The organism is Hymenobacter bucti (assembly GCF_042681145.1).
Classification (GTDB): Bacteria; Bacteroidota; Bacteroidia; order Cytophagales; family Hymenobacteraceae; genus Hymenobacter; species Hymenobacter bucti.
Map to the genome: position 1 here is coordinate 60,776 of NZ_JBHUFD010000006.1, position 26,723 is coordinate 87,498.

General features: G+C 62.6%; 17 protein-coding genes and 1 riboswitch. Of the genes, 13 read left to right on the forward strand and 4 right to left on the reverse strand.

What is annotated here, in order from left to right:
* Positions 1–186: 186 nt before the first annotated feature.
* From ACFSDX_RS16755 to ACFSDX_RS16815, 13 genes are all read left to right on the forward strand, one after another.
* Positions 187–3,495, forward strand: coding sequence for a SusC/RagA family TonB-linked outer membrane protein (locus ACFSDX_RS16755; protein WP_382315583.1), 3,309 nt, complete (start codon positions 187–189; stop codon positions 3,493–3,495).
* A 37-nt stretch (positions 3,496–3,532) separates the two neighbouring features.
* On the forward strand, positions 3,533–5,422 hold the full coding sequence (locus ACFSDX_RS16760; protein WP_382315585.1) for a RagB/SusD family nutrient uptake outer membrane protein: 1,890 nt from the start codon (positions 3,533–3,535) through the stop codon (positions 5,420–5,422).
* 69 nt (positions 5,423–5,491) lie between these two features.
* Positions 5,492–6,565 (forward strand): pectate lyase, encoded by a 1,074-nt coding sequence (pelA, locus tag ACFSDX_RS16765; RefSeq protein WP_382315587.1) that lies wholly within the window; start codon positions 5,492–5,494, stop codon positions 6,563–6,565.
* A 133-nt stretch (positions 6,566–6,698) separates the two neighbouring features.
* Positions 6,699–8,234 carry a tagaturonate reductase gene (locus ACFSDX_RS16770; RefSeq protein WP_382315589.1) on the forward strand — a complete coding sequence of 512 codons (1,536 nt, stop codon included), beginning with the start codon at positions 6,699–6,701 and terminating at the stop codon, positions 8,232–8,234.
* A gap of 114 nt (positions 8,235–8,348) precedes the next feature.
* Complete coding sequence (locus ACFSDX_RS16775; RefSeq protein ID WP_382315591.1) at positions 8,349–9,998, forward strand: UxaA family hydrolase; 1,650 nt, start codon at positions 8,349–8,351, stop codon at positions 9,996–9,998.
* Between the two features lie 157 nt (positions 9,999–10,155).
* A complete protein-coding gene (uxaC, locus tag ACFSDX_RS16780) occupies positions 10,156–11,601 on the forward strand; it encodes a glucuronate isomerase (RefSeq protein WP_382315593.1) in 1,446 nt (481 codons plus the stop codon).
* Positions 11,602–11,842: 241 nt separating this feature from the next.
* The gene (locus ACFSDX_RS16785) at positions 11,843–12,856 is read left to right on the forward strand and encodes a PfkB family carbohydrate kinase (protein WP_382315595.1); all 1,014 of its coding nucleotides are present in this window, start codon (positions 11,843–11,845) and stop codon (positions 12,854–12,856) included.
* A 125-nt stretch (positions 12,857–12,981) separates the two neighbouring features.
* Positions 12,982–13,635, forward strand: a complete 654-nt coding sequence (locus tag ACFSDX_RS16790; protein WP_382315597.1) for a beta/alpha barrel domain-containing protein — start codon at positions 12,982–12,984, stop codon at positions 13,633–13,635.
* 147 nt (positions 13,636–13,782) lie between these two features.
* Positions 13,783–15,159, forward strand: coding sequence for an MFS transporter (locus ACFSDX_RS16795; protein WP_382315599.1), 1,377 nt, complete (start codon positions 13,783–13,785; stop codon positions 15,157–15,159).
* Positions 15,160–15,170: 11 nt separating this feature from the next.
* Positions 15,171–15,689, forward strand: a complete 519-nt coding sequence (locus ACFSDX_RS16800) for a nuclear transport factor 2 family protein (protein WP_382315601.1) — start codon at positions 15,171–15,173, stop codon at positions 15,687–15,689.
* 111 nt (positions 15,690–15,800) lie between these two features.
* A complete protein-coding gene (gene fbp, locus ACFSDX_RS16805) occupies positions 15,801–16,799 on the forward strand; it encodes a class 1 fructose-bisphosphatase (RefSeq protein WP_382315603.1) in 999 nt (332 codons plus the stop codon).
* A gap of 162 nt (positions 16,800–16,961) precedes the next feature.
* Complete coding sequence (locus ACFSDX_RS16810) at positions 16,962–18,506, forward strand: aldehyde dehydrogenase family protein (protein ID WP_382315605.1); 1,545 nt, start codon at positions 16,962–16,964, stop codon at positions 18,504–18,506.
* A 76-nt stretch (positions 18,507–18,582) separates the two neighbouring features.
* Entirely contained in the window at positions 18,583–20,643 is a 2,061-nt protein-coding gene (locus ACFSDX_RS16815; protein WP_382315607.1) for an alpha/beta hydrolase family protein, read from the forward strand.
* A gap of 70 nt (positions 20,644–20,713) precedes the next feature.
* Here the strand turns inward: ACFSDX_RS16815 and ACFSDX_RS16820 are convergent, their stop codons facing one another.
* From ACFSDX_RS16820 to ACFSDX_RS16835, 4 genes are all read right to left on the reverse strand, one after another.
* Complete coding sequence (locus tag ACFSDX_RS16820) at positions 20,714–22,453, reverse strand: Na+/H+ antiporter (protein ID WP_382315609.1); 1,740 nt, start codon at positions 22,451–22,453, stop codon at positions 20,714–20,716.
* A 140-nt stretch (positions 22,454–22,593) separates the two neighbouring features.
* A complete protein-coding gene (locus tag ACFSDX_RS16825) occupies positions 22,594–23,625 on the reverse strand; it encodes a Gfo/Idh/MocA family oxidoreductase (protein WP_382315611.1) in 1,032 nt (343 codons plus the stop codon).
* A 91-nt stretch (positions 23,626–23,716) separates the two neighbouring features.
* Positions 23,717–24,958: a homoserine dehydrogenase gene (locus tag ACFSDX_RS16830; RefSeq protein WP_382315613.1), complete on the reverse strand. Its 1,242-nt coding sequence runs from the start codon at positions 24,956–24,958 to the stop codon at positions 23,717–23,719.
* 138 nt (positions 24,959–25,096) lie between these two features.
* Positions 25,097–26,293, reverse strand: coding sequence for a trans-sulfuration enzyme family protein (locus ACFSDX_RS16835; protein WP_382315615.1), 1,197 nt, complete (start codon positions 26,291–26,293; stop codon positions 25,097–25,099).
* 146 nt (positions 26,294–26,439) lie between these two features.
* Positions 26,440–26,561: riboswitch (SAM riboswitch) on the reverse strand.
* Positions 26,562–26,723 lie beyond the last annotated feature (162 nt).

Here is a 26,723-nt window from a genome sequence, read left to right on the forward strand (position 1 = left end):
TACAGGGCTTTGCTTGGCTTATACCGGGCATTTTATCCTGCTAAAGTTTAAAAAATCCTTGCCTGACCGGCGGCTAGCAGCCCGCCCACCCCTGGCCCCTAGGCTTGCCGGCCGTTGCCGCCGGCTCGCAGCCCCTCGCGCGCTCCACTTAATTCAACTCCCACCCATTTTCCTTCTGCTGCTCTTATGAAAAGACATTTTCTACTGCTCTGGCTCGTGCTCTGCGCCAGCGTTGGCGCGGCCCTGGCCCAAACCCGCGCGGTGAGTGGCATCGTGAAAGGGTCGGATGGCGAGACGCTGCCGGGCGTGACGGTCTTGCTGAAAGGCACTACCAACGGCGCCTCCACCAGCGTAGACGGCGGCTACACCATCAATGTGCCGGCTGATAATAAAGCGGCCACGCTGCGCTTCAGCTTCGTGGGTTTTGTGAGCCAGGAGGTCGCCGTGGGCGACAAAACGGCCATCAACGTTACGCTGGTATCAGATGTGCAGTCGCTCGACGACGTAGTAGTTATTGGTTACCAAGAAGTTCGGCGCGGCGACGTGACCAGCGCCATCTCGTCAGTTAATGCCCAGCAGATTAAGGATATCCCCGTCAACTCGGCCGCTGAGGCCCTGACGGGCCGCCTGGCGGGCGTGCAACTGACCTCTTCGGAAGGCACGCCCGGCAACAATAACGTGCAAGTGAAAGTCCGCGGCGGCGGCTCGATTACCCAGGACAACTCGCCGCTCTACATCGTGGACGGCATTCAGATTGAGAACGCGCTGTCGGTTATCGCGCCGCAGGACATTGCTTCGGTCGACGTACTGAAGGACGCTTCCTCGACCGCCATCTACGGCGCGCGCGGCGCTAATGGCGTGGTTATCATCACCACTAAGGGCGGCCGTGAGGGCCGCACCTCGGTATCGTACAACGGCTTTGGCGGCTTCCGCAAGATTACCAAAAAGCTCGGCGTAATGGGCCCGGCCGACTACCTGAACTGGGAGTACGAGCGGGCGCAGCTCACGGGCACGGGCGCCGGCCTGTCGGGCGGCACCAGCACGTTTAAACAGGTGTTTGGCTCGCTCAACTTCAACGGCGATACCCTCAACAACCTGCGCAACCTACCCAACCAGGACTGGCAGGACCAGGTGTTTGGCCGCAGCGCGTTTCAGCAGACGCACAACGTATCAGTGAGCGGCGGCACCAAGGCCACGACCTTCAACCTGAGTTTGACCCGCAACAATGAGGACGGTATTCAGATAGGCTCGGGCTACGTGCGCAACCTGGTCAACTTCCGCATCGATACCAAGGCCAGCGACAAGTTTCGCCTGGGCTTCAATGCCCGTTTCAACGACCAGCAGAACCTCGGCGCCGGCACCGGCGCGGCCCTAGGTACCTCCAGCAACGGCCAGACGGTGAACACCGGCTCCAGTGTGACTTCGCGCCTGCGCAACACGGTGCAGTACATTCCTTTCAACCTGCCGACCGGCGCGGCGGGCGCCGACCCGACAGCCAACTTCGACCCCGATTTTTTCGCCAACTCCTCGCTGGTGAACCCGGTGCTGGCCATCAACAACGAGTACCGCTCGGACAAGCGCCGCACGTTTAACATGGGCGCCACGGCGTCGTTCAACATCCTGCCGTCGCTGGTTTTCCGCTCCACGGGCGGCTTCGACCTCACGTATTCTGACCTGAGCACCTTCAACGGACTGTACTCGCCGACCATTCGGCAGGCGGCGGGCGGCTACCAGAACCTGCCCTTCGTGACCCTCACCACCGGCACCACGACGACCCTCAACAACTCGAACGTGCTGGACTACTCGCTCAAGAAGGGCAAGCACTCCTTCACGGCTCTGCTGGGCGAGGAAACCTACCGCCAGCGCACTACCCAGACCTTCATCCAAACGAACTTCCTGCCGTCGGACATCACCGCCGAGCGCGCCCTGGCCAACATCAACCAGGCAGTGCTGCCGGTGGGCACGGTGGCCCAGCCAGTGCTGCCGAGCACCGGCATCCCGGTTGATTATGGCCTGGTTTCGGGCTTCACCCGCCTGAGCTACGACTACGATGGCAAGTACTTGCTGTCGGCCTCGGCCCGCCTCGACTACTCGTCGAAGTTTGAGCCCGGCGCTACCCGGCGCGGCGTATTCCCCGGCGTGTCGGCCGCGTGGCGCATCTCGCAGGAGGACTTCTTCAAGGAGTACCTCACCAAGGTATCGGACCTGAAACTGCGCCTGAGCTACGGCCAGGCCGGCAACAACCGCATCCCCGACTTCCTGACCAAGCAGCTCTACCAGGCCGGCAACGTCAACTACGCCCTCAACCACGTAACGACGCCCGCCACGGCCCTCACCACGCTGGCCAACCCCACCCTGAAGTGGGAAGTGACGACGACCCGCAACGTGGGCGTGGACATGGGCTTGTTCAACAACCGCGTGCAGTTCACGGCCGACGTGTACTACAACACCACCAACGACCTGCTGATTGCGCAGCCGCTGCCGGGCTTCTCGGGCTACACCTCGCAGTTCCGCAACATCGGCTCGACCTCGAACAAGGGCCTGGAGCTGCAACTGAGCGGCACGGTATTACAGACCGAAAACTTCACCTGGTCGGCCTCAGCCAACGCCTCGTTCAACCGCAACAAAATCACGGACCTAGGCGGGCTTTCGGAGATTCCGAGCATTCAGTCGGGCTGGGCGGGCACGGCGCTGTCGGGCCCCGACTACGTGGCCCGCGTGGGCCAGCCGGTGGGCATGATGTACGGCTACGTCACGGACGGCTTCTACACGACCAACGATTTCAAGTCGTATAACTACACCACCCGCACCGGCGTGCTCGCCGATGGTGTGGCCAGCAACGCCGCCGTTACGGGCACCGCCGTGGCCCTGGGCACCCTCAAGCTGCGCGACGTGAACGGCGACGGCCAGATTACGGAAGCCGACAAAACGGTCATCGGCAACTCGAACCCCAAAGTGGTGGGCGGCCTGAATCAGCAGTTTACTTACAAAGGCTTCGACGCCAGCGTATTCCTGAACTTCGTATTGGGCAACGACATCTACAACGCCAACAAGATTGAGTTTACGACCAGCACGGCCAACACCTCCTACGCCAACCTGCTGAGCGAGATGAACAACCGCGTGCGCTACACCGACAACAACGGCGTGCTCATCACCGATGCCAACACCTTCAACCAGGTAAACGCCAACGCTACCATCTGGAGCCCGGTGCGCGGCAACTACCTGCTGCACTCCTACGCCATCGAAGACGGCTCGTTCCTGCGCATCAACAACATCACGGTGGGCTACTCGCTGCCCAAGGGCCTGCTGAGCCGCGCCAAGGTGCAGACCCTGCGCTTCTACGTGACCCTCAACAACCTGTACACCTTCACCAAGTACTCGGGCTACGACCCGGAGGTGAATACCCGCCGCAGCACCCCGCTCACGCCGGGCGTCGACTACGCCGCCTACCCCCGCAGCAAGGCCTTCCTGTTTGGCATCAACCTAGGGCTGTAATCTCTTCCCACCCGCACTTTAGCTAGTTCCTAGCCTTATGAAAGTTTTTAATTTCACTTCGCGGAAGGCCACGGCGGCCGTGCTGCTGGCCGGGGCGGCCGGGCTGGCCACTTCCTGCAAAAGCTACCTCGACATCGAGCCCACGGCCCTGACCACGACCGAGGCCACCTTCAGCACGGTGAGCGGGGCCACCAGCGCGGTGCTGGGCGCCTACGACCCGCTGTCGGGCGACAACACCTACGGTACCCGCATCAGCATGTACTACCCCTACGATACCGATGAGCTCATCAGCTCGTCGGGCACCTTCGACACGGGGCGCCGGGGCATCTCGCGCTACAAGGCGTTTGCCAGCAACACCGAGATTATCAACCCCTGGAACAACCTCTACCAGGGTGTGGAGCGCGCCAACGTCTGCATCAAGTACATCCCACAGATGGCGCTCTACACCACCGGCGCCGACACCGCTGCCCTGCACCGTCTCTACGGCGAGGCCCTGACCCTGCGGGCCCAGTATTACTACGAGCTGATTCGCAACTGGGGCGACGTGCCCGCGCAGTTCGCCCCGTCGAGCTACGACCAGAACTTCAACCTGCCCAACAGCAACCGCAACCAGACGCTGACCACCCTCGTGGCCGACCTGGCCACGGCCGAGAAGCTGGTGCCCTACCGCACCGGCGCGGGCATTGCCAACGAGCGCATCACCAAGGGTGCCGTGAAGGCCCTGCGGGCGCGCATCGCGCTGCAGCGCGGCGGCTACTCGCTGCAAGGCAACGTGATGACGCGCGAAACCGACTACCTCGACTACTACCGCATTGCCCGCCAGGAGTGCCAGGAGCTGATGAACCAGCCCACCCAGCACGCGCTGAACCCGAGCTTTTCGGACCTCTGGCGCGGGGTGAACGAGCAGCGCCGCGATGCTGCTAACGAAATCATTTTTGAAGTGGGCATGGCCGGCTCCACGGCCACCGGCGACTCGAAGCTGGGCTACTACAACGGTCCGCGCCTGCAAACCTCGCCCATCTACGGCTCGACCCAGGGCGGCGTAACGGTGGTGCCGACCTACTTCTACGCCTTCGACTCGACCGACGTGCGCCGCGATATTACGGTGGCGCCCTACCAGTTTGCCACTAACAGCAACAACCAGTCGGGCGTGGCGCTGAGCACAATTTACGATGGTAAGTTTCGGCGCGACTGGCACAACCCGGCCCTGCCCGGCACCAACAACTACCTAGGCTACAACTGGCCGCTCATCCGCTTTGCCGACGTGCTGCTGATGTTTGCCGAAGCCGACAACGAGCTAAACGGCCCTACCACGGCCGCCCGCAACGCCCTGCTCCTAGTGCGCACCCGCGGCTACGGAGGCAACGCCACCCTTGCTGCTACCAACCTGAACACCAGCAGCAAAACCGACATGTTCGATGCCATCGTGAGAGAGCGCCTGCTGGAGTTTGGTTCGGAAGGCATCCGTAAGTACGACCTACTGCGCTGGAACCTGCTGGCCTCCAAGCTCAGCGAAACCAAGGCGAACCTGAATCTGCTGCGCCAGGGCCTCAGCCCGTACCAGAACGTGCCCCTCTACCAGTTCTACCGGGTAGTGAGCGGCCGGGTGCAGTGGACGCGCTCCTTCTACAAGCCCACGCCGACCTCGCTCCTGCCTACCACCCCCGCTACGCCATTACCGGCCGGCACCACCCGCGTCAACTGGCGCCAGTCCGTCGACGGTACCTACGTGGCTAACCTCCAGCCCAATGGCACGGTAGTGCCCATCAGCACGACCACGGGCACCACTACCACGACTACCAACGTCAACAGCACTGGTACGGGGCTGGCGGCCGAGTACCTAGCTGGCCTAGGTAAGGAATTACTGCCTATTCCGCAGACGACCCTCGACACCGACCCCGCCCTCAAGCAAAACTTCGGCTACTAACTACTACGTGCATGAGCGGCTCGCCCCAGGCAGCCGCTCACTTACCAACTGGCCCTTTTCCTTTTACCCATGAAGTATTCGTTGCTCGTCGCTGCTACGCTGGGCCTGGCTACCACCAGCCTAGGTGCTTGCCGTAGCTCCTCGCTAGCGCTGGCCCCTAGGCTGGCGGTAGCCGCGGCGCAGGACAGCACCGCCGAGAAGATGCTCGCCTTTCAGCGCAGCGTGGGCGGCTGGCCCAAGGCCGTGAACGAGGTAAAAGTGGACTACAAGCGCCCCATGAGCCCGGCCGACCTGCAAGCCGCCCGCCACGACGCCGGCCGCGCCGATGCCACCATCGACAACAACGCCACCACCCGCGAAATCACCTACCTGGTCGGTGCCTTCAAAACTACCCAGAACCCCGCCTACCGCCTAGGGGCCGAAAACGGCATCCGCTACCTGCTCAAGATGCAGCAGCCCAGCGGCGGCTTTCCGCAGTACTACCCCGCCGCCAACCTCTACCGCGCCCAGATTACCTACAACGACAACGCCATGGTGCACGCCTTGCAGGTGCTGAAGGCGGTGGCCGACAAGAAAGACGACTTCGCCTTGGTAGACCCCGCCCTGGTGGCGCCGGCCCAGCGCGCGGTGGCCCTAGGCGTGCAGTGCATCCTGAAAACGCAGTACGTGCAGCACGGCAAACCCACCGTATGGTGCGCCCAGCACGACCGCGTGACGCTACTGCCCTGCAATGCCCGCGCCTTCGAGCTGGCCTCGCTGAGCGGCGACGAGTCGGTGGGCATCACCGAGTTTTTGATGAGCCTCGACCAGCCCAGCCCCGAGGTGCGGCGCGCCATCGCGGCCGCCGTGGCCTGGTTTGAGGCTTCCAAAATCCCGAATATGGCCGTGGCCGACATCACCGACCCCAAGCAGCCCACCGGCCACGACCGGGTGCTGGTGGCCTCACCCGGCAGCACGCTCTGGGCTCGCTTCTACGACCTCGGTACCAATCAGCCCATCTACGTGGGCCGCGATGGCGTGAAGCACGCCCGCCTGGCCGACATCGAAAACGAGCGCCGCGTCGGCTACGTGTACGCCGCCACCTGGCCCGAAAAACTCCTGACCCGTGAGTACCCCAAGTGGCAGCAGAAGTGGAACCAGTAACGCAAGCAGGTGAGCCCATGACGGGCCCGAGGAGCTTATTCTATTCATTTGAGCGGAAGCTGACCTAGGCGCCGCGCCTGCGCGCAGGCCTCCACACGCTTTCCAGTAGTTGCTCTAAAATCTTTGCAAAAACATGCCTGTTCTTTCCCAACTCCTTACCCAGGCCGGCGTGGCCAAATCCACGGTGGCGCTGCCCACCCCGGCGCTGTTCGGCCTGCCCGAAAAAGTGTTGCAATTCGGCACGGGCGTGCTGCTGCGCGGCCTACCCGATTTTTTGATTGACCAGGCCAACCGCCAGGGCATTTTCAACGGCCGCGTGGTGGTGGTCAAGAGCACCGATGGCGGCGACGCCGCGGCCTTCGAGCGCCAGGACAACCTCTACACCGTGTGCGTGCGGGGCGTGGAAGACGGCCAAACCATCAGCGAGGACGTGGTGTGCGCCAGCATCAGCCGCGTGCTGTCGGCCAAGAGCCAGTGGGCTGAGGTGCTGCAAGTAGCCACTAGCCCAGACCTAGAGGTGGTGCTCTCGAACACCACCGAGGTCGGCATTGTGCTCGACGAAAACGAGGACCTAGGGGCCACCCCGCCGCGCTCGTTTCCGGGCAAGCTGCTGGCCGTGCTGCACACCCGCTACCAGGCCTTCGGCGGCGACGCCAGCAAGGGCCTCGTAATCGTACCCACCGAGCTGATACCCGACAACGGCACCAAGCTGCGCGGCATTCTGGAAACGCTGGCCGAGCGTGCCGCCTTAGGTCCCGAGTTTATGAGTTGGCTCGCCACGGCCAATACCATCTGCAACTCGCTGGTAGACCGCATTGTGCCGGGCAAGCCCGCGGCGGCAGCCTACGCTACCCTTACCCAGGAATTGGGCTACGAAGACGAGCTGCTCACCATGTCGGAGGTGTACCTACTGTGGGCCATTGAGGGCGACGAGCGGGTGCAGCACGTGCTGAGCTTTCAGCAGGTGCACCCCGGCGTAATTGTGCAACCCGACATCAACCTCTTCCGCGAGCTGAAGATGCGCCTGCTCAACGGCACGCACTCGCTGGCCTGCGGGCTGGCCGTGCTCGGCGGCGTGGCCACCGTGCGCGAGGGTATGGAAGACGACCACCTATCTACCTACGTCCGCCAGCTGATGCTGGCCGATTTGCTACCCGGCATCCCCTACCCCGTAGATGAAAAAGTGGGCCAGCGCTTCGGCATGCAGGTGCTCGACCGCTTCCGCAACCCCGCCGTGGAACACCGCTGGCTGGCCATCACCCTCAACTACTCGGCCAAGCTGCGCATGCGCGTGGTGCCCGATTTACTGCACTACTACGAGCGCTTCCAGGCCGTGCCGCAGTACGTGGCGCTGGGCTTCGCGGCCTATTTGCTCTTCGAGCGCAGCACCCGCACCGAGGGCGGCAAGTGGTACGGCGAGGCCCACGGTCAGGAGTATCTCATTCAGGATGAGCAAGCGGGCTACTTCGCCGACCTCTGGCAGCGGCCAGCCAGCGAGGTAGTGCAAGCCGCGCTGAGCAACCAAGCCCTCTGGGGCACCGACCTCACGGCGTTGCCTGGCTTTGCCGACAGCGTAGCGCGCTACGTGGCCCAGCTGCAGCAGGAAGGCGCCGATGCCACGCTGGCGGGGGTGCTTAACAAAAGCCCCAAGCCGGCCGTCGCTGGCTAGTGCCGCTGCCGGGCATCAAAGGCAAAAGGACCGAGCAATTGCCATCTTTTAGGCCGTTCAGTTGTTATTTTGCTGTGCAATTGCTCTTTGTTCATTGCTAATTATTAATTGTTTATGAAGCACCTGGTTGCTAAAATCCACCCCGCCGACAACGTTCTGGTCGCCCTCACCGACCTGCCCATCGGCACGCCCGTGACCTGGGACGGGGTGACCGTGACAACGACCGATAAAATTGCCGCCAAGCACAAGCTCACCCTGCAGGCCCTAGCCGTGGGCGATGAGGTGACCATGTACGGCGTGCTGGTGGGCCGCATGGCCTCCCCCGTGGCTCAAGGCGGCCTGCTCACCACGTCCAACCTCAAGCACGCCACTAACTCGTACCAGGAAGGCCAGCACCCGCAGGGCTGGGCCCAGCCCAACGTGAGCCAGTTCGCGGGCCGCACCTTCATGGGCTACCACCGCCCCGATGGGCGCGTGGGCACGGCCAACTACTGGCTGGTTATCCCGCTAGTTTTCTGCGAGAACCGCAACATTCAGGTGCTCGAAGAAGCCTTGGTGAACGACCTAGGCTACGCCCGCCGCAAGAGCTACCAGCCCCAGACCCAGGCCCTCATCGAGCTGATGCAGGCCGGCAAATCGGTAGAAGAAATCCTGGCTACCGACTTGCACTCGGCCGAAGTAGACTACCAGAAGCCCAAGCTGTTCCCGAACGTGGACGGCATCCGCTTCCTCAACCACGAGGGCGGCTGCGGCGGCACCCGCCAAGATGCCCAGGCGCTGTGCGGCCTGCTGGCCGGCTACATCACGCACCCCAACGTGGCCGGCGCCACCGTGCTCAGCCTGGGTTGCCAGAACGCGCAGTCCACCATGCTGCAAGACGAAATCAAGCTACGCGACCCCAACTTCAGCAAGCCGCTTTTCATCCTGGACCAGCAGACCATGGGCACCGAGGAAACCCTCGTGAGCACCGCCCTGCGCCAAACCTTCGCCGGCCTCATGCAGGCCAACCAGCAGCAGCGCCAGCCGGCGCCGCTCAGCAAGCTCTGCATCGGGCTGGAGTGCGGCGGCTCGGACGGCTTTTCGGGAATCTCGGCCAACCCCGCGGTGGGCCACACCTCCGATATTCTGGTGGCCCTAGGCGGCTCGGTCATCCTGGCCGAGTTTCCGGAGCTGTGCGGCGTGGAGCAGGAAATCGTGAACCGCTCGGTGGACCACGCCACGGCCCAGCGCTTCACCTCGCTCATGAAGTCATACGGCGACAGCGCCATTGCGGTAGGCTCGGGCTTCGACATGAACCCCTCGCCTGGCAACATCCGCGACGGCCTCATTACCGACGCCATAAAGTCGGCCGGCGCGGCCCGCAAGGGCGGCTCGTCGCCGGTGGTGGCTGTGCTCGACTACCCCGAGCTCGTGACTAAGCCCGGCCTGAACCTGCTCTGCACCCCCGGTAACGACGTGGAAAGCACGACCGCCGAAGTGGGCTCGGGTGCCAACGTGGTGCTCTTCACCACCGGCCTCGGCACGCCCACCGGCAACCCCATCGCGCCGGTCATCAAAATCAGCACGAACACCAAGCTGGCCCAGCGCATGCCCGACATCATCGACCTGAACACCGGCACCATCATCGACGGCGAAGAAACCATCGAGCAAGCCGGCGAGCGCATCCTAGACTACGTCATCCAAGTAGCCAGCGGCCTGGAAGTGAGCGCCGTGCGCCACGGCCAAACGGACTTTATTCCGTGGAAGCGCGGGGTGTCGTTGTAGGCACCTGTCGTTGCGAGCGCAGCGAAGCAATCTTTCCTTTACGCTTGCCAGGCGTTCGCTTACGCAAAAGGAAAGATTGCTTCGCTGCGCTCGCAATGACAAACGCTTAGCACGACAAGCAAACCTGATAATTGCTCATTGCTAACTGATAATTGAAATGACTCCTTTCCTCTCCGACGACTTCCTGCTGCAAACGCCCACCGCGCGCCACCTCTACCATGAGCACGCCGCGGGGCAGCCCATCATCGACTACCACTGCCACCTGCCGCCCGACCAGATTGCCCAGAACCGGCAGTTTGAGAACATCACCCAAATCTGGCTCTATGGCGACCATTACAAGTGGCGGGCTATGCGGGCCAACGGCGTGAATGAGCGGTTCATCACGGGCGACGCGTCGGACTGGGAGAAATTTGAGAAGTGGGCCGAAACGGTGCCCTACACCGTACGCAACCCCCTCTACCACTGGACGCACCTGGAGCTGCGCCGCTACTTCGGCGTCACGGAGTTGCTGAATAAGGAGAGCGCCCGCCGCATCTACGAGCAGTGCAACGCCCTGCTGCAAACGCCTGAATACGCAGTGCAAGGGCTGCTGGCCAAGATGAATGTGAAGGTGGTGTGCACCACCGACGACCCCGCCGACGCGCTGGAACATCACCAGGCCATTGCCGCGCAGGGCTTCGCCACGCGCATTCTACCCACCTTCCGCCCCGATAAGGCCATGACGCCCGAGGCGGCTGACTACCCGGCGTACTTACAGAAGCTGGGCGCGGCGGCCGGCGTGGAAATCCGCTCCTACGCCGACCTGCTGGCCGCCCTGCGCCAGCGCCACGACTTCTTCGCCTCCCTAGGTAGCCGGCTGTCCGACCACGGCCTAGAGCAGATTTACGCCGCTGACTATACTGAAGTAGAGGTGGCCGCCATTTTCGATAAGGCGCGGCTCGACCAGGAGCTGACTACGGCCGAAATCGAGCAGTTCAAATCGGCCATGTTAGTGGAGCTGGCCATTATGGACTGGGAGAAGGGCTGGACCCAGCAGTTTCACCTAGGGGCGCTGCGCAACAACAACGCCCGCGCCCTGCGCCAGCTCGGCCCCGACACGGGCTGGGATTCGATTGGCGATTTCTCGCAAGCGCAGGCGCTTTCGCGCTTCCTCGACCGGCTCGACAACCAGGACAAGCTGACCAAAACCATCCTCTACAACCTCAATCCGGCCGACAACGACGTTTTTGCCACCATGATTGGTGACTTCCAGGATGGCTCCATCGCCGGCAAGATGCAGTTTGGCTCGGGTTGGTGGTTCTTGGACCAGAAGGACGGCATGGAAAAGCAGCTCAACGCGCTTAGCAACATGGGCTTGCTGAGCCGCTTCGTGGGCATGCTCACCGACTCGCGCAGCTTCCTCTCGTTTCCGCGCCACGAGTACTTTCGCCGCATCCTGTGCAACCTGCTGGGCCGCGACGTGGAGAACGGCGAGCTACCCGCCGAGGAACTACCGTGGCTGGGCCAGCTGGTCGAAAACATCAGCTACGGTAATGCCAGCCAGTATTTTGGCTTCGAGGCGGCGCCCGCACCGGTGAGTTCAGGAGAGTTGGTGGCGAGCTAGCCGTTTGCTTTACTAGCGTGTACCGTGGACCCAGCAGGCCCGCGCGTGGATAGCCCACCTAAACAGCTACCCACGCGCAAACCCACCGGGTCCACGGCACACCAAAAGCCGTCTATCGATAACGTTTGCGTGAATAAAGGTGCGAAAAACTGGCCTAGGCACCCTGCCCGCGGCCTACCTTTCCCATCCCATTCCCCCTAGCCCGCCCGTTGGCCGAGCGCTAGTGCCAACCCATTCTCTAATGAAGCAAGTCGTAACCTTCGGCGAAGTGATGATGCGGCTCTCGCCGCCGCTGAACTACCGGCTCCCCCAAACCGCCACCCTCGAAGTCACCTACGGCGGTGGCGACGCCAACGTGGCCGCCGCGCTTGCCCAAATGGGCGTGCCCGCCGCCCACATCGGCGTGTTCCCGGCCAATGAGTTGGGCCACGCGGCCGCCAACCACCTGCGCCGCTACGGCGTGGACATGAGCCGCTGCCTCTTCACCGAAGGCCACCGCCTAGGGCTGTATTTTCTGGAAGTGGGCGCCTCGCTACGGCCCAGCCGCATCGTGTACGACCGTGCCGATTCAGCCTTCGCCCACCTCGACCCGGCCGCTTTCAACTGGGATGAGCTACTAAAAGATGCCGGCTGGCTGCACTGGACGGGCATCACGCCCGCCATTTCGGCCGCCGCCGCCCAGGCCACGGCCGATGCCATTGCCGCCGCGCGTCGCCTAGGCATCACCGTTTCGGCCGATGTGAACTACCGCCGTAACCTGTGGCAGTACGGCCAAAAAGCCCAGGACGTGATGCCCGACCTAGTAGCCGGCTGCGATATCGTAGTCTGCACTGAAGGCGACGCCGACGACCTGTTCGGCATCAAAGCCGCTGAGGGCACCGACAATGGCTTTATCTCGATGAGCCAGCAGCTCACCGAGCGTTTCCCCCAAATCAAGCGCGTAATCGCCACCCGCCGCCAGACCCAAAGCGCGTCACATGAGCGCATTTGCGGCCTGTTGTGGAACCAGGGCGAGTTTTTCGAGACGCCGTTCTACGACATCAGCCCCGTGGTAGACCGCATCGGCGGGGGCGATTCTTTCATCTCCGGCTTCATTTATGGGGATGCCCACTATGAGAGCCGCGAACAGGCGCTGTCCTTCGCCACCATAGCCTCGGCCCTCAAACACACCATTCACGGCGACATCAACCTGGTGACGCCCGCCGAAGTCGAGCACCTCATGCAGGGCAACCTGACGGGGCGATTATTACGGTAGCTTCTATACGTCCGTCATTGCGAGCACAGCGAAGCAATCTTTCCTTCACGCCTAGCTAGCGTCAGCGAACGATAAGGAAAGATTGCTTCGCTACGCTCGCAATGACAGACGAACAATATTAACTTATGATTTCTTCCAAAGAAGTTCTCGCCCAAGTACTCGCCGCGCCGCTGGTACCGGTTTTTTTCCACGCCGATGCAGCTTATGCGCAATCCATTGTGCGGGCCTGCTACGCGGGTGGCATTCGCGTGTTTGAGTTTACCAATCGCGGGGCCAATGCCTTTGAGGTGTTTCAGGAACTAGCCAAGCTAGTGAACGACGACTGCCCGGAGCTCGTGCTAGGTATCGGCACCATATACAATGCTGCCGACGCCGAGCGCTTCATCGCCGCCGGGGCCACCTTCGTGGTGCAGCCCGTGACCACGGCCGACGTGGCCGAAGCCTGCCAGCGCCACGATGTGGCCTGGGTACCCGGCGCCATGACCCTCAACGAGATATACGCGGCCACCCAGCTCGGCGCGCAGCTGGTGAAGGTGTTCCCCGGCAATGCCGTGGGCCCCGACTACATCAAATCCCTGCGCGGCCCCATGCCCAGCGTGAAGCTGATGGTAACCGGCGGTGTCGAAGCCACTGAAGCCAGCCTGGCCGAGTGGTTTGGGGCGGGCATCAACGCGGTGGGCATTGGCTCCCAGCTCTTTAAAGGTGCCAGCGACCCCGCTGCTATTACGGCCCGCGTGGTGCCGCTGATGCAGTTTATTAAGACATTGAATAGCAATTAAGAGCGTCTGTTACTGCGAGGAGGAATGATGAAGCAATCGCATTAAAACGAGCCGTTCAAGTTCTTCCTAGGTGCGATTGCTTCATCGTTCCTCCTCGCAAGGACAAACGTTTTTTACCCCGCTTTTCTACTATAGCTACCCTCTCCTATGAATCCCACCCTAAGCACTTCGCCGCCCGGCACCGACTCGTCGGTGATAGGCAAGTACCGCTGGACTATCTGTTCGCTGGTATTTTTTGCCACCACCATCAACTACCTCGACCGGGCCGTTATCTCGCTGCTGAAGCCGTATCTCGAAACGGAGTTTAAGTGGAACGCGGGCGACTACGCCAATATCGAGATAGCCTTCAAGCTGGCCTATGCGGTGGGCATGGTGGGCGTGGGGCGCATCATCGACAAGCTGGGCACCAAGTTTGGCTACGCCATTTCGACGGCTTTGTGGAGCCTGGCTGCGATGGGCCACGCCCTGGTAAGCAGCACGTTGGGCTTCGGCATTGCGCGCGGTTTCCTAGGTATCACGGAGGCCGGCAACTTCCCGGCGGCCATCAAGACCACGGCCGAGTGGTTTCCGCAGCGCGAGCGGGCGCTGGCCACGGGCATTTTCAACTCGGGCTCCAACGTGGGGGCCATTGTGGCACCGCTTACAGTGCCGCTCATTGCCGAAACCATTGGCTGGCAGTGGGCCTTCATCATCACGGGCGCGCTGGGTTTTGTGTGGCTGGTGCTGTGGTACACCATTTACGAAACGCCAGCCAACAGCAAGCGCCTCAGCAAGGCCGAGTTTGACTACATCAACGCCGATATTCCGGTGGGCCTGCCCGCTGAAAGCGTGGTAGTAGAGGAAAAACCCAAAACTTCGTGGGCTACGCTGCTGGGCTTCCGCCAAACCTGGGCGTTCGTGGCGGGCAAGTTCCTGACCGACCCTATCTGGTGGTTCTACCTGTTCTGGTTGCCCGATTTTCTGGGTAAGCAATACCACCTCACGGGCACGGCCATTGCGCTGCCGGTAGCAGGGGTTTACATCTTGTCGAGCATCGGCAGCGTGGGCGGCGGCTATCTGCCCATGGGCTTCATCAAGCGCGGCATGCCGGCTTTCCAGGCCCGCAAAACGTCCATGCTGCTCATCGCCTTCTGCGTGTTCCCGATTGTGTTTGCGCAGTACCTAGGTCAGCTCAACATGTGGCTGGCGGTGCTGGTTATCGGCATTGCGGCGGCGGCTCATCAGGCCTGGAGCGCCAATATTTTCACCACCGTGTCGGACATGTTTCCGAAGCGGGCGGTGGGCTCGGTCACGGGCATCGGCGGCTTTGCGGGCGGCATGGGCGGCATCGCGCTGTCGGCGCTGGTGCAAAAGCGCATGTTTGTGTACTACGAGTCTATCGGCCAGCTCGATAAGGCCTACTTCATCATGTTCTTGATTTGCGGCGGCATGTACCTGCTGGCCTGGGTTATCATGTTTACGCTAGTGCCGCGCATGGAGCCCATTAAGCTCGACGCCGACGATATTCTTCCCACCGCCTCCTAGGTTGCTTTTCTATGAAACGCTCGTTTATCGCCCTCGCCCTGCTGGCCCTGCCGCTGCTTTCGGTGGCCCAGGCCACGCCCAAGCGCGCTCCCTCAAAGCTGGCTTTCTCACCACCAGTAGCCAGCGTTGCCCAGCGCAACGCTGAGGCCGCCAAGGAAGTGGAAGCCCTGGAGCGCCAGCGCTTCGACGCTCAGGTAAAAAAGGACTACACTTTTCTGGAGAAAGCCTTCGCCGACGACCTCGTGTATACGCACTCGGGCGGCAAGCAAAACAACAAGGCCGAGTACATCGAGAGCATCCGCGACGGTCACAGCGTCTACGATAAGATTGACGTAGAGAACATTAACGTGCGGGCCTACAACGGCGGCACCACGGCCGTAGTGAACGGCCAAATCACGATTTACCAGCCCAACAAGCCCGACGGCACGCCTAACGTGGCCCACATCAAGTACGTGACCATGCAGATTAAAGACCCTAAGAAGGGCTGGCAAGTCGTGCTGTGGCAGTCGCAAAAGCAGCCGGAGAAATAGTCAGTTATCAGTCATCAATTACCAGTTATCACTCTTGTACTGCACCTAGTTAAGGAGTTAGCAACTGGCAATTGAGGAATGATAACTGTTCATTGATAACTGATAACCGAAATGTCTCACGACGAACTAGCTACCCCCGTTGGCACCACGCTCGAGCGCTACATCATGCGCAAGCAGGCCGAATTTCCCTTCGCCACCGGCGAGCTCTCGCAGTTGCTGCGCGATATTGCGCTGGCCAGCAAGATTATGGTGCGCGAAGTGAGCCGGGCGGGCCTCAGCCCCATTGCCGAGGCCGTGGGCCCCGAGGGTGAGCAAACCGCCCCGCGCCACCGCCTGGGTGAGGAAGCGCACATCCGCTTCGTGCGGGCCCTCACCAACGGCCGCGAGTGCTGCGCGGTGCTGAGTGAGGCCCGGCCCGACTTCATCGACACCGGCAACCACGACGGCAAGTACGTGGTAGCCCTTAACGCCCTCAACGGGTCGGTAAGCCTGGATTTTAATGTGAGCACGGGCACCATCTTCAGCATCTACCGGCGCGTGAGCCGCTACGGCGGGCCGGCGCGGGCCGAAGATTTTACGCAGGGCGGGCGGGCACAGGTGGCGGCCGGCTACATCCTCTACGGTTCCAGCGTGATGCTGGTGTACACCACCGGCCACGGCGTGGCGGGCTTCACCTACGAGCCCAGCCTGGGTGAATTCTTCCTTTCGCACCCCAAGCTAACGATTCCGGTTAGTGGTAAGGTATTCTCGTGCAACGAGGGCAACTGGTTTGACTTCCCGGAGTTTACCCGCACCTTTCTTACTACCTGCAAGGAGCGCCGCTACACGGCCCGCTACGTGGGCTCGTTGGCCGCCGACTACCACCGCAACCTTTTTACGGGCGGCATCTACCTCTACCCGCCCACTGGCGAGTGGCCCAGCGGCAAGCTGCGCCTGCTCTACGAGTGCTACCCCATCGCCTTCGTGACCGAGCAGGCCGGCGGCGTGGCCGTGACCGGCGCTGCCGACGTGCTCGACGTGCCGCCCACCCAGGACCTGCACCAGCGGATGCCGCTTTTCGTAGGGTCGGCCGAACTGGTGCGCGAGCTGCAAGCCGTGGCGGCCGAGTAGGGTGCGGGGCTTGCCCCTGCCCGGCGTTGTTAGGTTCGTTTGTGGCGGCAGAACAACGCCGAGCAGGGGCAAGCCCCGCACCCTACGAACTACCGGCGGTTTAATCCGTTTCACAGCTTGATTCTTTCACCGACTCGCCAAGCAGCGCTTGGTGCTACTTCCATGCCTAAAATCGTTTCGCCCGAAGTGGAGTTCAGCAAGCTGCTGAACGACGTGCAGCAGGCCACACCCGAAATATTTGCCCCCGGCGGCGGCTACTTCAACCTGCTGGAAGGCCGCTGGCAGGAAGCCGGCACGCCCCGCCCCTTCCACTCGCCTATCGACGGCTCGGAGATTGGCGCGCTGCCCATGCTCAAGCACGACGAGGCCCTGCGCGCCGTGCGCTTCGCCAAGGGTGAGTCGGCCGCCTGGGCGGCCACCGACCTCGACGAGCGCCGCGCCAAAGTGCAGGCCTGCCTCGACCAGTTACGCCCGCACATCGACCTGGTGAGCAAGCTGTTGATGTGGGAAATTGGCAAGACTTACAAGCTGGGCTTCAACGACATCGACCGCTGCATTGAGGGCGTTCAATGGTACGTAGACAATATCGAAAGCCTGATTGGCGACCGCCGGCCGCTGGGCTTGGTGAGCAACATTGCGAGCTGGAACTACCCCATGTCGGTGCTCATGCACGCGGTGCTGGTGCAGTTGCTGGCCGGCAACGCCGTGATTGCCAAGACGCCCACCGACGGCGGCTTCATCTCCCTGAGCCTCACCTTCGCCATTGCCCGCCGCTGCGGCCTGCCCGTGACGCTGGTGAGCGGCCCCGGCGGCGAGCTGAGCGACGTGCTAGTGAAGGACCCCGCCGTGGACTGCCTCTCCTTCGTGGGTGGGCGCTACAACGGCCGCAACATCGCCGACGCCCTCAGCCAGGAGCACAAGCGCTACATGCTGGAAATGGAAGGCGTGAACACCTACGGCATCTGGGATTACTCGCAGTGGGATTCGCTGGCCGACCAGCTGGTGAAGGGCTACGACTACGGCAAGCAGCGCTGCACGGCCTACGTGCGCTTCGTGGTGCAGCGCTCGCTGTTTCCCGAGTTTCTGGAAACCTACACCAAGGCCATCGGCAGCCTGAAAGTGGGCAACCCAACCCTGGTAGACAACCCCGGCGACAAGCTGCCCGACCTGGCGTTTGGCCCCGTCATCAACGCCACGCAGGCCCAGAGCCTCGATGAGCTGTTCAACAACGCCACCAAAACCGGCGCCATCCCCTTCTACCAGGGCAAGCTCGACGACTCGTTGTTTTTGCCCGGCCAAGACCGCTCGGCCTACCGCGCGCCGCGCGGCCTGGTGGGCCTGCCGCGCCAGGCTGAATTGTATTTCAAAGAGCCCTTCGGCCCCATCGACAGCATCGTGCTTGTAGACCGCGTAGAGGAATTGGTGGGCGAGATGAATATCTCGAACGGCGCTCTCGTCACGGCCCTAGGGTCGGATGATGAGAAGTGGGCCACCCGCACCTCCAAAGAGCTGCGCGCCTTTAAAGTTGGCATCAACAAGCTGCGCAGCCGCGGCGACCGCGAGGAAGTATTCGGCGGCCTGGGCGAGTCGTGGAAAGGGGCTTTCGTGGGCGGCAAGCTGCTGGTCGAAGCCGTGACGCAGGGCGCGCCCTCGCAGCCCGTGCTCGGCAACTACCCCGAAGCCACGCTGCTGCCGGAGAAGGCCTAGGGCTTTCTGAATCACCTAGTTCGGGGCCGTTTTCCAGCAGGAAAGCGGCCCCGACTTATTTCCTACCCGCCGCTTTATGTCCAAGCTTTTTGCCGCGCTGCTGGCGCTGCTCGCGTTGCGCGCTACCGCGCAAACCGGGCCCGGCAAGCTCCCCGGCCCCGTTATCGACTGGCGGGCGCCCACTACCCTATCCACCTACCTCTTACAGCAGGTGCACGCGCAGTACGAGCCGCGCCGCGCCGAGTTGGAGAAAGCCTTAGGGTCGGCGGGCACGCAAGCGTACCGCGACTCGGCGCGGGCGCGCTTTCGGCGGGTGCTCAGGCCGCTGCCGGCGCGCACGCCGCTGCGGGCGCGGGTGGCGGGCACGGTGCCGCAGGCGGGGTTTCGGATTGAAAAAATCATCTACGAAAGCACGCCGCACCACCACGTCACGGCCAATTTGTACGTGCCCGAAGGCGCGGGCAAGCGACCGGCGGTACTGCTTTTTTGTGGGCACGAAAATACTAGTAAGGCCACGCCCTCGTACCAGCAAACGGCTCGGCTATTCGCCCGCAACGGCTTCGTGGTATTCGTTATTGACCCGGTTTCGCAGGGCGAGCGCATGCAGCTGACCGACGCTAGTGGCAAGTCGCTCACCCGCGGCGGCACCACCGAGCACACGCTGCTCAATGCTCAGGCGGCGCTCCTAGGTCGCACGCTGCCCGCCGCCCAGCTCTGGGATAACGTGCGCGGCCTCGACTACCTGCTGACGCGGCCCGAGGTAGACGCGGCGCGCGTGGGCTGCCTCGGCAACTCGGGCGGCGCCACCCAAACAGCCTATTTTATGGGCTACGACGACCGCGTGCAGGTAGCCGCGCTGTGCAGCTACGTGGCCAGCGGCGAGCGCAACCTCACCGGTCCCGCCGATGGCTGCGTGCAGCTACCCGGCGCGGGCGCGGCCGGCCTCGACATCGCCGACTGGCCCCTGATGTTTGCGCCCAAGCCACTGCTCTGGCTCACTGGCCGCTACGACTTTGTAGACCAGACCGATATGGAGGCCGCCTACGCCGACACGCACCGGGCTTACGCGGCCCTAGGTCAGCCCGAGCGCACCACTATGTTCACTTATGATGACGGCCACGGCATTTCGGCGCCCAAGCGGGTGGCGGCCGTGGCGTGGTTTCGGCAGTGGCTGGGGGTGAGTGGCGCGCCGGTGCCCGAGGAATTGCCTTTGGTAGCTCTGCCCGAAGCCACGCTGCGCTGCACCGCCACCGGGCAGGTCAACACCAGTTTCAAAGAGGAGGAAACGTTATCGGCTACCCACTTGGTTGCGGCGCGAGCGCTCGCTAAGCGGCGCCCGGTTTACTCGCCCGAGGCGCTGGCGGTGGTGGTACGACGGCAGCTGAGTCAAGCCTTACCGGTGCCCACGGCGCCCGTTACCGAGGGCATTGACCTACGCGACACTTTGCGCCTGCCCAATGGCCAAGCTTGGCAAAACATGCTGTTGCGCAGCGCCGGCCAGCCGCCGCTGCCGGCCCGGCTGCTTTTGCCCACCGGCGCAGCGGCCCCCACTCGCCTGGTACTGTGGCTGCCCGACCAGGGCATGGCCACCGTGCTGTGCGACAGCGCCGCCCGCCTAGCTGCCTACCAGCGCCAGGGCACGGCCGTGCTGCTGGCCGACCTGCGCGGCCTCGGCGAAACCACTGACCCGGCCGCCTTCAATGACCCTAAGTATTACAACCAGGAGTTTCGCCCTACGCAGCTGGCCCTGCACCTAGGGCGCCCGCTGCTGGCTCAGCGCGTGGCCGATGTGCAAGCGCTGCTAGGCTTTCTGCGCAACGACAGCCGCTTGCAGCAGCTACCCATTCTGCTACGCGCTGATGGCCGGGCGGCGCTGGTGGCGCTGCACGCGGCGTTGCTTAATCCACTGGTAGGCAAGCATTCCGTAACAGATGCAACTGACCGGGCGGGCTCAACGCCCCGCACCTACGCTCCGCAAATCGAGCAGGTGCAGGTGAGCGGCGGGCCGCCCAGCTTTCTGTATTTTTTGGAAAACCCGGCGGCCAAGGACGCTTATTCTTCGGTGCTACCCGGCGTGCTGCAGTACTACGACGTGCCCGACCTACGGCGCGCCCTAGGTACCCGGCTGGTGCCTTAGATGCTATCTAGGACATTATATGTGGGGCGGGGCCCTGCGCCAGAGTGGCACACCAATTTAAGAACCCGCCTTAGCTGGGCTCATCCGCATTACTGGGCCGGCCTTTGGGGCCGGGAAACCGGCTGGCGGTCTGGTCGGGCTCCAGGGCGGCGGTAGTTTCCTCGGTCGCCTCGGCTTCTTCGGGCTGTTGCACGGTGGCCAGCTGCGTATCAAGCGCAATCTCGAAGCGGTCGAGCTCCAACTCAACCTGCCGGATGGCCTCCTCGCTGAACTTGTCTTCTTGGTGCAGCTTCACCAGCAGCTGGCGCTGGTGCTCGGTCATGGTGAGGCGGGCGCGCAATAGTTTTTCAAATTCTAGGGCGGCGGCCGACTCTTCTTCGCGCGGGGCGTCGAGGTCGGTGGCTTCGTTGGCGGCCAGCGCGCCGTGCAGGCGCCGGGCCTGGCGGCGCTGTATCTCGCGCAGCGTCAGTAGGCTAGGGTCTGGTTCAGCCGTAATAAGACCGTCGAGGTAGCCTAAGGAATCCTTGGTGAGCGTCAGGCGCAGTTCCTGCTCTTCGGCCGCGCGCTGGGCCGGCGACTCCTGCACGCCCAGCCGGCGCACCAGCCAGGGCAAACTCAGGCCCTGCACCACTAGCGTGACCAAAATGACCACGAACGTGATGAACAGCATGGTATTACGCTGCGGAAATGGCTGCCCGCCATTCACCACAAACGGCAGACCTAGGGCCGTGGCTAGTGATACCACGCCCCGCATCCCGGCCCACGACGTGATGAAGAGGTTGCGCCGGGGCGAGTGATGCTCCTCGCGGCCCAGCCAGCGCCCCAGCCACTCGCCCAAGTACGACACCGGGAACACCCAGCCCAGCCGAATGGCGATGGCGACCACGCTCACCAGCAGCCCGTAGCCCAGCACCGGCCAGAATGCGCCCGTTCCAAGCCCTTCCAGAATGGTGCGCAACTGCAAGCCTATCATAATAAAAACCAGCCCATTGAGCAGAAAGCCAAACACGTTCCAGAAGCTGTGCTTGAGCAGGCGGGTCTGGTTGTTGTAGATGTCGTGCGAGCGGCGGCTCATCATCAGGCCCATCGCCACCACGGCCAGCACCCCCGACACGCCTAGGTGCTCAGCCCCTAGGTACACCCCGAAAGGCAGCAGCAGGGTAAGGGCCGTAATTTGGGTGGCATCGGTGAGGATATTTTGCAGCCGTATCATGGCAAAGCCCACGGCTGCGCCCACCGCCACGCCCCCGCCGGCCACCAGCGCAAAGTGCCAGCTGGCATCCCAGAGCCCAAACGTGCCGCTCACCACCGCCGCCACGGCGTAGCGGTAGGCAATGAGCGCCGAGGCATCGTTTACCAAGCTCTCGCCCTCTAGCACGCTCGTGATGCGGCGCGGCAGCCCCAGCCCCTTCGTGACGCTGGTGGCGGCCACGGCATCGGGCGGGCTCACGATGGCTCCGAGCACGAAGCCCATGCCCCAGGTAAAACCCGGAATAAAAAAGTGCGCCAGCGCCGCAATTACGGTGGTGGTGAGCAGCACCAGCCCCACGGCGAGCAGCAAAATCGGCCGCCGGTTGGCCACAAACTCGTGCCACGAAGTGTTGTAGCTGGCCTCGTAGAGCAACGGCGGCAGAAAGATAAAGAACACTAAATCAGGCTCCAGCTTGAGGGGCGGCAAACCCGGAATAAGCGCCAGCAGCCCGCCCGCCAACACCAAGAGCACCGGGTAAGGCAGCTTGAGCTTGGGGGCTACGGCCGACAGCCCGACCAGCAGGGCCATAAGAAGAATAACGATAGAAAGATGCTCCATAAACCAGTATGCAAGTAGCCGCCAGCCCGTGCATCGGCCAGCCAGGAGGGCGCCCACCCGCGGCAAGCAAACTACTGCATACGGTGAACAGGACCCGGCCGCCCATTCTGGCGGCCGGACAACCGCTTCTACCGGGGCGGCTACTGCTCAATTATCCGCAGCTGCGTCTCTAGCTCAGCACTCGCAACCGGGTAGGGCTGGCCGCGCCGAATAGCCTGGTACACCGCCTCAAACAAGCCGGCGTAGCTACCCGGCTCGGCGGCCACGGGCGTGGTGACGAGCCCGCCAGCGGGCCCGGCCACCGTAAGACGGCCCTCCTGGCCGGGCTGCTCGCGGCCATAAGCGGGGTCGGTGGGGCGCAGGCCGGCCAGCAACTGGGCCTCCTGCGGGTCGGTGCGGCCCTTTTTGTAGCTGCCTAGGGTGCCGTGCAGCACAAAGGCCGGGCCGGGGTCGGCCACCAGCAGGCCCGAGGTCAGGTACACGTTCAGGCCGGCGGGGTAGTGCAGGTGCAGGCTGAAGTAATCATCCACCAGCGACTGCGGCCGGTAGGCGCCCTGGGTTTTCTCCACCCGCAGCGGCGCGCCAAACAGGCTGATGGCCTGGTCGAGCAAGTGTGGCCCTAGGTCGAAAAGCAGGCCCGAGCCCGGCACGCCCGCTTCCTCCTTGAATTTCTTGGGGTTGAGCGCCGACTTAAAGCGGTCGTAGCGAAAATGCACCTCGATGAGCTGGCCAAGCTGGCCGCTTTTTACCACGTCGCGCACGCTCGTAAAGTCGGTGTCCCAGCGGCGATTTTGGTAAGCCAGCAGTTGGCGGCCCTGCTGCTGGGCCAGCGCCAGCAGCTCGCGCAGGTCGGCCACGGTGGTGGCCACGGGCTTTTCGAGCAGCACATGCTTGCCCGCCAGCAGCGCTTGGCGCGCCAGGTCGGCGTGCGTGTAGCTGGGCGTGTTCACCACCACTAGCTCCAGGGCCGGGTCGGCGAGTAGCTCGGCCACGCTGCCGTAGCTCCGAATATGTGGGTAATCGGCCTGCATGCGCTGCTCGTGGCGCTGCACCACGGCTTGCAGCTCGAAGCCGGGGTGCTGGGTCAGAAACGGCGCGTGGAAGATTTTGCCCGACATACCGTAGGCCAGCAGGCCGGTTTTGATGGGCGAGGAATCGGCGGAAAGGGTCATAAGCGCAAGGTTACGCGAAGTAAAAAGAGGTTTCGCAAGGTAGACAACAGCCACCTGGCGAAACCTCTTTTTACCTCGCGTAACCTTGCGCTCAGACGGTCGCTTCGGCCAACGCCTCCACCGCTACGGCCGCCCGCAGCGGGCTAGCCAGCCGCACCACGCACACGCCCGGCTGACGCAGCCACGCCGCCCGCGCCAATTGCCCTAGCCCGATGGTGCCGGTAAAGTAATTGCCCCGCTGCGCCGAGCGAAACTGCTCGTGCACCACCGTAAAGTCTGCCTCGTCGGGCGCATTGGCATCACTAAACGTCACGAGCACATCGACTTCGGCCGCGTCGGGCGCTAGGCTCAGGTGGGCGTTCTGCTGAATTTTCTTGTATTCGTAGCGGTAGCCGTAGGTAAGGGCCGACAAGTCAGAGAGCACGGCCGAGGCCGTAGGAAACGCCCCCGCCCCGCGCCCCAGGAAAAACTGCCGGTCGGCAAAGCCGCTCTGCGTTACGAGGCCGTTGAACTCGTCGTGCACGTTGCTTAGCTCGTGACCAGGCGCCACCAGCGTGGGCAGCACCGCCGCCGCAATGCCGCCGTCGGGCAGCCGCCGCGCCTCCGCCACCAGCTTGATGGCCAGCCCTTGCTCGCGGGCATACGCCGCGGCCAAGGAGCTAATGCGGTCGATGCCCACGGCCAGCATTTCCTCGGGCCCGGCCACCAGCCCGAAAGCGTGGGCCAGCAGCAGCACCAGCTTATTGCGGGCGTCGAGGCCCTCCACGTCGAGCGCGGGGTTGCTTTCTGCGAAGCCCAGCTTCTGCGCCTTGGCCAAGGCCTCGGCGTAGGGCTGCCCGTCGCGGTTCATGGCCGTGAGAATGTAGTTGGTCGAGCCGTTAATAATACCCTCCACCGAGTCGAGCAAGTCGGTATCGTAGTACTCCTCTAGGTTGCGAATAACCGGCAAGCTGGCGCACGCGGCCGCTTCGTAGAGCAACGGCACGCCCGTGGTTTTTTGCAGCTCGATGAGTTCAGGCAGGTGCTCGGCCAGCATTTTCTTGTTGGCCGTCACTACGGCCTTGCCGTTCAGCAAAGCTTGCTTTACAATGACATACGCCTCATCGGCATTGTCAATCAGCTCCACGATTACGTCGAGGCTAGGGTCGTCGAGCAGGTCTTGCTTGTCGAAGGTGAACAGCTCGGCGGGCAGCGTGCGGGCTTTGTTGCGGTCCTTCACCGCGATGCGGCCGATGCGGGCGCGCAGGCCGGGCGTGCGCTCCAGCACCGCGTGCAGGCCCTGGCCCACCACCCCAAAGCCGAAGAGACCAATGGTAATATTCGTACGAGTCATGATTCTGTGCTATACAGCGTGGACTCTGCAAATCCGCAAGTGAGCGCAGCGAGCATTTGTGGGGCTAGGTAAACCCGCCCGCAAGCCATTCGCTGTGCTCACTCGCGGACTCACAGAGTCCACGCTACTTTTCGAAATTTAAGCTAATGCCATCTCTTCTTCCTTGGCTACCTGCACTGCCTTGGCGGCGGCTAGCTGGTCGAGCGCCTGGGCCAAGTCTGCAATCAGGTCTTCGGCATCTTCGAGGCCTACGCTCAAGCGCACTAGGCCGTCGCACACGCCGGCGGCGCGGCGCTGGTCCACGGGCGTCGATTTGTGGGTCATGGTGGCGGGGTGGCACAGCAGGCTCTTGGCACCGCCCAGGCTTTCGGCCAGCTTGAAGTACTTGGTCGAAGTCACCAGCTTAGTAGCCGCTTCGATAGTGTCTTCAGTAAGAGCCAGGGCGATGATGCCACCAGCGCCGTCGGGCTGCTGGCGCTGGGCCACGGCGTAGTTGGGGTGGCTTTCGAGGCCGGGGTAGTACACGCGGGCCACTTCAGGGCGCGTTTCCAGGAACTTAGCTACTTCGAGGGCCGACTTACTGGTGCGCTCGATGCGCAGCGGCAGCGTCTCGATACCGCGGATGGTCAGAAAGCAATCGAACGGCCCTAGGATGCCACCCGAAGCATTCTGAATGAATTTCAGCTCTTTCGCAATCTCGGGCGTCTTAGCCACCGCGATACCAGCGATGAGGTCCGAATGACCACCTAGGTACTTGGTACCGCTGTGCACCACGATGTCGGCCCCCAGCTCGAGGGGGCGCTGCAAAATGGGTGAAGCAAACGTGTTATCGACGCAGAGTAAACAGCCATTCGCTTTGGCAATCTGTGAGATGGCCGCGATATCCGACACCTTCAGCGTGGGGTTGGAAGGCGATTCCAGCCAGATGAGCTTAGTTTTATCGGTAATCGCTTTGGCGACGTTGTCGGCATTAGTAGTATCGCAGTACACGATGTCAATACCCAGGCGGCGGTACACGTGCTCAAACAAGCGGAAGGCACCACCGTAGATATCGTCGATGGCAACTATCTGGTCACCAGCCGACAGCAGCTTTACCACGGCATCAATGGCGGCCAGGCCGCTGGCGAAAGCGTAGCCCGAATGGCCGCCTTCGAGGGTGGCTACCAGGTTTTCCAGCGCGAGGCGGGTGGGGTTACCAGTGCGGGCGTAGTCGAAGCCTTTGTTGACCCCGGGCGCTTCCTGCACGTAGGTGGAAGTCTGGTAGATAGGCACGGCGATGGCGCCGGTTTGCTCGTCAACGGGAATGGAGTGGAGGAGGCGGGTTGCGATAGACATGGCAAGAGAAGTTTATTGTTTGATTGGAACAGTAAACCCCTATTTCCCAAGCACCTAGTCAAGAATCTCTTACCGGAAGGGCGTAAAAAAAGCCCCTCCGACAAGTCAGAAGAGCATACACCGTGGCCGCGGTAAGGCATCTCGTAGACTTATCTTCTCCTGAAACCGGGCCGAAGCCCCGCATCTCAGAACAGGAATTAGCACCTTCGCATTGCTGCTGGTTGCTAAGGCATCAAAGGGCCTGTCCCTCCGCCTTTCTTGATAAGTGCTCCGGTAAAGGAGCATGTTGCAAAGGTAGAGTTGGAAAATCCGGGAATGCAAGCGTTTGGAAGAAAATATTTTTGCTTGTCTTCGATTTACCTCTCCTCCTTCACTACACTTGGTACTGCGAAACCCATCGTTGTATTCATTAGCATACAACGCATTACTG

Coding starts and splice junctions, on each gene's coding strand:
- ACFSDX_RS16810 (WP_382315605.1), top strand. CDS start 16,962: ATGCCTAAAATCGTTTCGCCCGAAGTGGAGTTCAGCAAGCTGCTGAAC.
- ACFSDX_RS16815 (WP_382315607.1), top strand. CDS start 18,583: ATGTCCAAGCTTTTTGCCGCGCTGCTGGCGCTGCTCGCGTTGCGCGCT.
- ACFSDX_RS16825 (WP_382315611.1), bottom strand. CDS start 23,625: ATGACCCTTTCCGCCGATTCCTCGCCCATCAAAACCGGCCTGCTGGCC.
- ACFSDX_RS16755 (WP_382315583.1), top strand. CDS start 187: ATGAAAAGACATTTTCTACTGCTCTGGCTCGTGCTCTGCGCCAGCGTT.
- ACFSDX_RS16770 (WP_382315589.1), top strand. CDS start 6,699: ATGCCTGTTCTTTCCCAACTCCTTACCCAGGCCGGCGTGGCCAAATCC.
- ACFSDX_RS16785 (WP_382315595.1), top strand. CDS start 11,843: ATGAAGCAAGTCGTAACCTTCGGCGAAGTGATGATGCGGCTCTCGCCG.
- ACFSDX_RS16790 (WP_382315597.1), top strand. CDS start 12,982: ATGATTTCTTCCAAAGAAGTTCTCGCCCAAGTACTCGCCGCGCCGCTG.
- ACFSDX_RS16795 (WP_382315599.1), top strand. CDS start 13,783: ATGAATCCCACCCTAAGCACTTCGCCGCCCGGCACCGACTCGTCGGTG.
- ACFSDX_RS16800 (WP_382315601.1), top strand. CDS start 15,171: ATGAAACGCTCGTTTATCGCCCTCGCCCTGCTGGCCCTGCCGCTGCTT.
- ACFSDX_RS16820 (WP_382315609.1), bottom strand. CDS start 22,453: ATGGAGCATCTTTCTATCGTTATTCTTCTTATGGCCCTGCTGGTCGGG.
- ACFSDX_RS16835 (WP_382315615.1), bottom strand. CDS start 26,293: ATGTCTATCGCAACCCGCCTCCTCCACTCCATTCCCGTTGACGAGCAA.
- uxaC (WP_382315593.1), top strand. CDS start 10,156: ATGACTCCTTTCCTCTCCGACGACTTCCTGCTGCAAACGCCCACCGCG.
- ACFSDX_RS16775 (WP_382315591.1), top strand. CDS start 8,349: ATGAAGCACCTGGTTGCTAAAATCCACCCCGCCGACAACGTTCTGGTC.
- pelA (WP_382315587.1), top strand. CDS start 5,492: ATGAAGTATTCGTTGCTCGTCGCTGCTACGCTGGGCCTGGCTACCACC.
- fbp (WP_382315603.1), top strand. CDS start 15,801: ATGTCTCACGACGAACTAGCTACCCCCGTTGGCACCACGCTCGAGCGC.
- ACFSDX_RS16760 (WP_382315585.1), top strand. CDS start 3,533: ATGAAAGTTTTTAATTTCACTTCGCGGAAGGCCACGGCGGCCGTGCTG.
- ACFSDX_RS16830 (WP_382315613.1), bottom strand. CDS start 24,958: ATGACTCGTACGAATATTACCATTGGTCTCTTCGGCTTTGGGGTGGTG.